Consider the following 6,134-nt stretch of genomic DNA (forward strand, 5'->3'; position numbering starts at 1 on the left):
GCGCGGCCGGTCCGGGTCGGGAGCATCGGGGCGATCAACTCCCATTGGGCGTCGGAGAGCATCTGGAACCGGGACATGTCCCCAGGGTCTCAGCTGACTCGTGCATCTATTCTCAGACACGCCCTAGCCGTAGGCGGGGACGGTGTTCGCGTCCTGGCCGTAGCCGTACGGCTGCCCGTAGGCGGGGCGGGTCTGCTCCTCCTGCTCGGCGTACGAGGGGGCCTGGTCCCAGGCGGCGCGGTCGGCGTCGCCGGGCCAGCCGGCGGCGGAGGAGCCGGTGCCGGAGGAGCCCGCACCGGCCTCGGACCCGTACCAACTCGGCCGGGCGGCCTCACGGCGCGGGTCGTGGGAGGCGTGGGGGTCGGTCATGACGGTCCTTCCGGTTCGGGGCGTCGCGGTCCGGTGCCGAGTCTAGGCGGTGCCCCCCGGACCCGGCCCGGCCCCGCGCCCCTGCTCCCCGGCCGGCCTCACCCGGGCCGGCCCACCGCCTTGAGGTACCCGGAGAACCCGCCGGGGGTCCGCCCCTCCAGGCGGGACGAGGTGAGCACGCGGGTGGTGTCGGTGGCGATCACGCGCACCCGGCGGCCGTCACCGCCGTCGCGCTCCCCCGCCAGGGCCCGCACGGCCTCGGCCAGGCCGACGTCCTCGTGCTCGGCCACCGGCGGGAACCCGCCCACGGCCTCGTACAGCGACCACGGCAGTCCCAGGTTGGCCCCGTGCACGTGCGGGTGCCCCTCCTCGTGCCGGTAGCCGCGGAGCCAGGCCTGCCGCAGCGGACCCTGGTGCACGTCCACCGTGCCCAGCACGAGCACCTCGTCGTGGCCGGCGGCCACGGTCTGCGCCAGCAGCCAGTCGGCGGGGACGCGGCTGTCCGCGTCGGTGGAGGCGAGCCAGAGGCGCTCGGCGGGCACGTCGGGGAACAGCGCGCGGGCCCGGCGGGCGCCCTCGAGGCGGGCCCGCCCGACGCCGGCCTGCCCGGCGGTCGGCTCCCCCAGTTCGAGGACGTGGATGCGCGGGTCGGCGGCGCGGGCCTCGAGGGCGGCGGCCACCGTGGCGTCGTCGCAGCGGTCCGCGGCGACCACGACCGCGGCCGTGCCCTGCGCGTGGTGCTCCTCCCAGCGGTCCAGGGCGGCGGTGAGGGCCGCGAGCGCGGCCGGCAGCCGCTCCTGCTCGTCCTTGGCGGGCACCACGACGACGGCGTGGGTCGCGGCGGCGGCCCGCACGTGGAGGCTGAGCCGGAAGTCGTCCTCCACGAGCTCGGTGCGCAGCCGCCAGCGCGGGTCGGCGGCGACGCGCGCGTGCACGGCGTCCCCGTCCAGCGGCCAGCCCTCGATGGGGTGGCGCCAGTGGCACAGCAGCAGCTCGCCGCCGGGGGCGAGCGCGGCGTCGGCATCGTCGATCAGCGCGTCGAGCTCCTCGGGCTGCAGGAAGTAGCCGATCTCAGAGGCGATCACGAGGTCCGCGCCGGCGACGTCGGCCGGCCAGTCCGCGGGCAGCACGGCGCGGCGCACCTCGGCGTGCGGCGCGCCGGACAGCCGGGCGGCGGCGCGCTCGACGGCGGTGGGGGACGCCTCGAGGCCGACCACGCGGTCCGCGCGCGCGGCCACGTCCGCGGTGAGCACGCCGATGGACGCGCCCGCCTCCACCACGGTCCCGTAGCGGGGCCGGGGCAGGGCGGCGAGGGTGAGCGCCCGCTTGCGGGCCTCGTACGACGAGCTGAGGTAGCGCCACGGGTCCTCCTGGGCCCGGTAGAGCCGGTCGAAGACGGCGGCGGCCCGGTGGGCGTCGGCGTCGTCGGGGCCGGAGACGCGGTGGGCCTCGAACGGGCGCTCGTGGTGGGCGAGCACGGCGGGGCCGAGGATCGCCTCGTCACCGGGCGCGTCGGAGAGGGGCCGGACCTGGGAGGCGTGCGCGTCGAGGGCGGCACGGCGGGCGGCCCGGTCGTCGTCGGTGAGCGGCAGCCGTCGGTAGCGGCGGGCGGGCAGGTCGGCCGGGTCGGCCCAGTGCCAGAACCAGATGGGGAAGGCGTAGAGCGGCAGGTCGCACTCGCCCGCGACCGCGCCGACGGCGCGGCCCACGGCCTCGTGGTCCGCGTGGCCGTCGCCGGGGTCGTGGGAGGCGAGCACGGCGGGGCCGGGGTGGGCGTTGAGGGCCGCGACGACGGCGTCGCGCACGGCGTCCTCGTGCTCGGCCACGCCGGAGTCGGGCAGGGCCAGGGACGCCCACGTCAGCCGGTCCCGCGCCGGAGAGCCGGGGCCTGCGGAGGCGGGCAGGCCGGCGGCGAGGGCGTCGAGGGCGTGCTCCATCTCGTCCCGGCGCAGCCGGACCAGGTCCTCGGGCGTGTGCGTGGGCGAGTGCGGGTGGGAGGCCTCGCCGGCGGTGGCGACCAGCACGTGCACGCGCGCCCCGCCGCGCAGGGCGGAGCGGATCAGGCCGGTGGCGGCGAGGGTCTCGTCGTCCGGGTGCGCCACGGCCACGAGCAGCAGCGTCTCCGCGTCCCAGACGGGCAGACGCAGCTCCGGCAGCTCGCCGACGCCGCCCTCGGCCCAGGCCGCCTCGGACGTGCCGTCGTCGGTGTGGGAGAAGCTCACCACGTCCAGCCGCCGTCGGTCTCGCCGGTCAGGAGCGCGGCGCCCAGCCGGGCGTCGTCGCGGTGTCCGTGGTGCTGGCGCAGGTAGACCTGCAGGTCGGCGACGGCGCGGGCGTGCGCGGCGCTGCCGGTGAGCGGGCCGGGGCCGGTGGCCTGCCCGACGACGTCCATCACCTCGGTGCACAGCTGCGCCACGGTGCCGCGGATCCGGTCGGCCTCGACCAGGCCGCGGCCGTGGTCCAGGCGGCCGGCGTCCACGTCGTCGGCGGCACGGGCGAGCAGGGCGGCCATCGCGTGGAGCAGCCGGTCGACGCGGCCGAGCGCCGCCTGGCCGATCTGGTCCGGGCCCGGTCCGCGGCCCTCGGCCTCGGCGGCCGCGCGGGCGGCGGTGGCGTTCCGCAGGGTGCGGGCGATGCCGACGGCGCCGCCGAACCACACCGCCGCCACGCCGATGCCGCCCCACGCGAAGCCGGGCCGGCGCAGGTACCACTCGGCGCCGCCGACGGCGCTGCCGGGGACGGCGTCGAAGGCCAGGCCCACCGTGCGGATCGGGGCGAGGCCGAGCGCGGGCCAGGCCGAGTCGGTCTCGGCCACGCCGGGGTGGGACAGGTCCACGAGCACGGCGCGGCGGGTGCCGTCCGCCTCCCGGCCGGTCACGACGGCGGCCGCGCACCGGTCCGCGAGCGAGCACCACGGCTTCTCGCCGTCGAGCAGCCAGGCGGTGTCGGGGCCGTCCGGGGCGGGGCGCAGGGCCGGGGTGCGGCCGCCGGACTCGGAGGCGTAGACGCCGAGCAGCCCGGCCGGGGCGGGGACGCCGGCCTGGGACAGGATCGAGAGCGCGTCCAGATGGGGCTCGAGCACGCGGGCGGCCGAGAGGTCCTGCGCGGCGACGGAGGCGAGCAGCTCCCACTGCTCCCGGGTGCGCCCCGCGCCGGTCAGCGGCAGGTCGAGCGGGGCGGCGTCCTCGCCGGACGGGGCGCCGGACGCCGCACGGAGCAGCTCGACCATCGCATCGACGTCGCCGTCGCAGGCCGCGGCGGCCGCGAGGAGGGCCTGCTCGGCCGGGCGGTCCACGGCTCCACCCGGGACGAGACGGACGGGCTCGGGCTGGGCCATGGGTGGGGACCTCCTCGTCGACGGCGCCCGGGCCGGTGCGCCCCGGGGTCGAGGATTCACCGTAGTCAGCACGGGCACGGCGGGGAATGGCCGGTGCGCCGGGGGCGAAGCGGCCCGCTCTTTCTTGACATGTTCCAGAGAACCGGATGGGATCGACTGGCATGGAGACCACGACGCGGGACGAGGACGAGCGCACGCTGCTGCGCGGCGTCGGCCTGCGCGTGACCCGGCCCCGCCTGGCGGTGCTGACCGCCCTCGCCGACCACCCCCACGCGGACGCGTCCACCGTGCTGGCCGCCGTGCGTCGGGCCCTGCCCGGCACCTCGCACCAGGCCGTCTACGACTGCCTCCACGCGCTCACCGAGGCCGGGCTCGTGCGCTCCCTGCAGCCCGCCGGCTCCCCGGCCCGCTACGAGATCTGCACGGGCGACAACCACCACCACCTCGTGTGCCGCGGCTGCGGCACGGTCGTGGACGTGCCGTGCCGCACCGGCTCTGCCCCGTGCCTCGACGCCCCCGAGGGCCACGGCTTCGCGGTCGACGAGGCCGAGGTCTACTACTGGGGGCTGTGCGCCGGCTGCCGGGAGTGACCGCCGGCGTCGCCCCGGTGGGCCGCGCGTCTTCCCCCGTCCGCCCGCCCGTGCCAAGGTGTGGCACATGACGCCCCGGACGACGACGGCGCCCCCGCCTCCCTGCACGGCCTTCCGCTGGCGTACAAGGACCTGATCGACGTGCGCGGGATGCCCACGCGGTTCGGCTCCGCCCTGCTGGCCGACGCGCCGCCGGCCGCGCAGGACGACCCGCTCGCGCTCCGCCTGCGCGGGGCCGGCACCGTCACCCTCGGCAAGACGACCGTGCCCGAGTTCGGCCTGGACTCCTACTCGGAGAACCTCGTCACGGCGCCGGCCCGCAACCCCCTGGACCCCACCCGCACCGCGGGTGGCTCCTCGGGTGGGGCCGCGGCCGCCGTCGCCGCGGGGATCCTGCCGTTCGCCCCGGGCTCGGACGGGGGCGGGTCCATCCGCATCCCCGCCGCGGCGTGCGGGCTCGTGGGCCTCAAGCCCGGTCGCGGGGAGCTGCCGATGGACGAGCACGCGGACACGGTCCGCAACCTCACGGTGTCGGGCCCGCTGGCCCACACGGTCGAGGACGCCGCCCTGCTCTACGACGTGATGCTCACCCCCGAGGGCCTGCCCGGCCGGGTGCTGTCGGACCTGCGCCGCACCGTGGAGACCGCCCGGGCCGGGGACGCCGTCGACGTCCGCCGGATCGGCGTCACCACGGCCTCGCCGTTCGCCCCCGACCTGGAGATCTCCCTGGCCCGGCCCGCCGTCACCGCCCTGACGAAGGCCGCCGCCGCCCTGGACGCGGGCGGTCACGCGGTCGAGGACCTCTCCCCCTACTACGGCGAGGACTATCACCGGGACTTCCGCACGGTGTGGACCGCCGGGCTGCTCCGGGCGCCGCTGCCGGAGGACGCCGAGGCGCACGTGGGCGCGGTGGCCGCGCACTTCCTGCGCACGGCCCGGGCCGCAGGGCGCGCCGAGATCGACGACGCCGCCCACCGGCTCGAGGAGTGGTCACGCGGGGTGCGGGCGCAGTTCGCCGCCGTCGACGTGGTGATGACCCCGGTGCTGGCCACCGCGCCCCCGCCGGTCGGCCACTTCCTGGCGATGGAGCCCGAGGCCAACTACGAGGCGCAGTGCGCGTTCACGCCCTACACCTCGATGGTCAACGTGCTCGGCCTGCCCGCGGTCGCGGTGCCCGTGCTCCGGGACGAGCGGGGCCTGAACTGGTCCGTCCAGCTCATCGGCCGGCCCGGCACGTCTGCACCCCTGCTCGCCCTGGCCGCGCATCTCGAGCTGCTGCTGGCCGGCTGAGCCGGCCGGTCAGGTCGAGGTGTAGTCGCCCAGGGACATGCCGGCGATCACCAGGATCACGAGGAACACGACGGCGAGCAGCAGCAGGGCGAGGGACACGTAGTTCATCACGAGGCCGGCGATCGCCATGCCGCGGCCGTGGGGCTCGCGCTTGAGGCCGATGTGGCCGAGGATCACGCCCACGATCGGCGGGAGGAGGAACGTGAACCCGCCCACCACGGAGATGATGCCGAGGATCATGGATGCCACCGAGCGGCCGACGCCGTCGGTCTGGCCGGGCTGCAGTGGGGTCCCGTAGCCGTGGCCGGGCGTGCCCTGCCCGTAGGGCATGTCTGACAATCGTTTTGACCATGCGATCACAGCATTCAGGACCACAGCGGCCCTGTAGATGATCGCGTACTTGTCATACCGGGTCGCCAGGCCCCGCCACTGCTTCAGGTGCGCGTACTGGCGCTCGATGACGTTGCGGCCCTTGTAGGCGGCCGCGTCGAGGCTGACGGGGCGCCCGCCGCGGGCACCGCGCCGTCTGCGGTGGCCCTGCTGGTCGG

The 6,134-nt window shown here is 77.1% G+C and carries 6 protein-coding genes; 2 read left to right on the forward strand and 4 right to left on the reverse strand.

Translation table 11 applies throughout. From position 1 onward, the window contains the following. Nucleotides 1-123: 123 nt before the first annotated feature. The 3 genes from J1M39_RS09215 to J1M39_RS09225 all read right to left on the reverse strand — a co-directional run bounded on the left by J1M39_RS09215 (nt 124) and on the right by J1M39_RS09225 (nt 3,706). On the reverse strand, nt 124-369 hold the full coding sequence (locus tag J1M39_RS09215; protein ID WP_241254033.1) for a hypothetical protein: 246 nt from the start codon (nt 367-369) through the stop codon (nt 124-126). Between the two features lie 98 nt (nt 370-467). After that, nucleotides 468-2,591, reverse strand: a complete 2,124-nt coding sequence (locus J1M39_RS09220) for a PIG-L family deacetylase (RefSeq protein WP_206496704.1) — start codon at nt 2,589-2,591, stop codon at nt 468-470. Continuing rightward, complete coding sequence (locus J1M39_RS09225; protein WP_206496705.1) at nt 2,588-3,706, reverse strand: acyl-CoA hydrolase; 1,119 nt, start codon at nt 3,704-3,706, stop codon at nt 2,588-2,590. The genes J1M39_RS09220 and J1M39_RS09225 overlap by 4 nt, the downstream gene beginning before the upstream one ends. Before the next feature lie 161 nt (nt 3,707-3,867). Between J1M39_RS09225 and J1M39_RS09230 the strand changes: the two genes are divergently transcribed. Both J1M39_RS09230 and J1M39_RS09235 read left to right on the forward strand, forming a co-directional pair. After that, nucleotides 3,868-4,296, forward strand: coding sequence for a Fur family transcriptional regulator (locus J1M39_RS09230; protein ID WP_036380778.1), 429 nt, complete (start codon nt 3,868-3,870; stop codon nt 4,294-4,296). A gap of 60 nt (nt 4,297-4,356) precedes the next feature. Further along, nucleotides 4,357-5,586 carry an amidase gene (locus J1M39_RS09235; RefSeq protein WP_342356399.1) on the forward strand — a complete coding sequence of 410 codons (1,230 nt, stop codon included), beginning with the start codon at nt 4,357-4,359 and terminating at the stop codon, nt 5,584-5,586. Nucleotides 5,587-5,595: 9 nt separating this feature from the next. Here the strand turns inward: J1M39_RS09235 and J1M39_RS12330 are convergent. After that, nucleotides 5,596-6,134, reverse strand: a 539-nt coding sequence (locus J1M39_RS12330) for a DUF4190 domain-containing protein (protein ID WP_241254035.1), incomplete at its 5' end; no start/stop codon positions are given.

Origin of the sequence: Micrococcus sp. KRD077 (assembly GCF_017168505.1) — a bacterium.
Classification (GTDB): domain Bacteria; phylum Actinomycetota; class Actinomycetes; order Actinomycetales; family Micrococcaceae; genus Micrococcus; species Micrococcus luteus.

Coding starts and splice junctions, on each gene's coding strand:
- J1M39_RS09215 (WP_241254033.1), bottom strand. CDS start 369: ATGACCGACCCCCACGCCTCCCACGACCCGCGCCGTGAGGCCGCCCGG.
- J1M39_RS09225 (WP_206496705.1), bottom strand. CDS start 3,706: ATGGCCCAGCCCGAGCCCGTCCGTCTCGTCCCGGGTGGAGCCGTGGAC.
- J1M39_RS09230 (WP_036380778.1), top strand. CDS start 3,868: ATGGAGACCACGACGCGGGACGAGGACGAGCGCACGCTGCTGCGCGGC.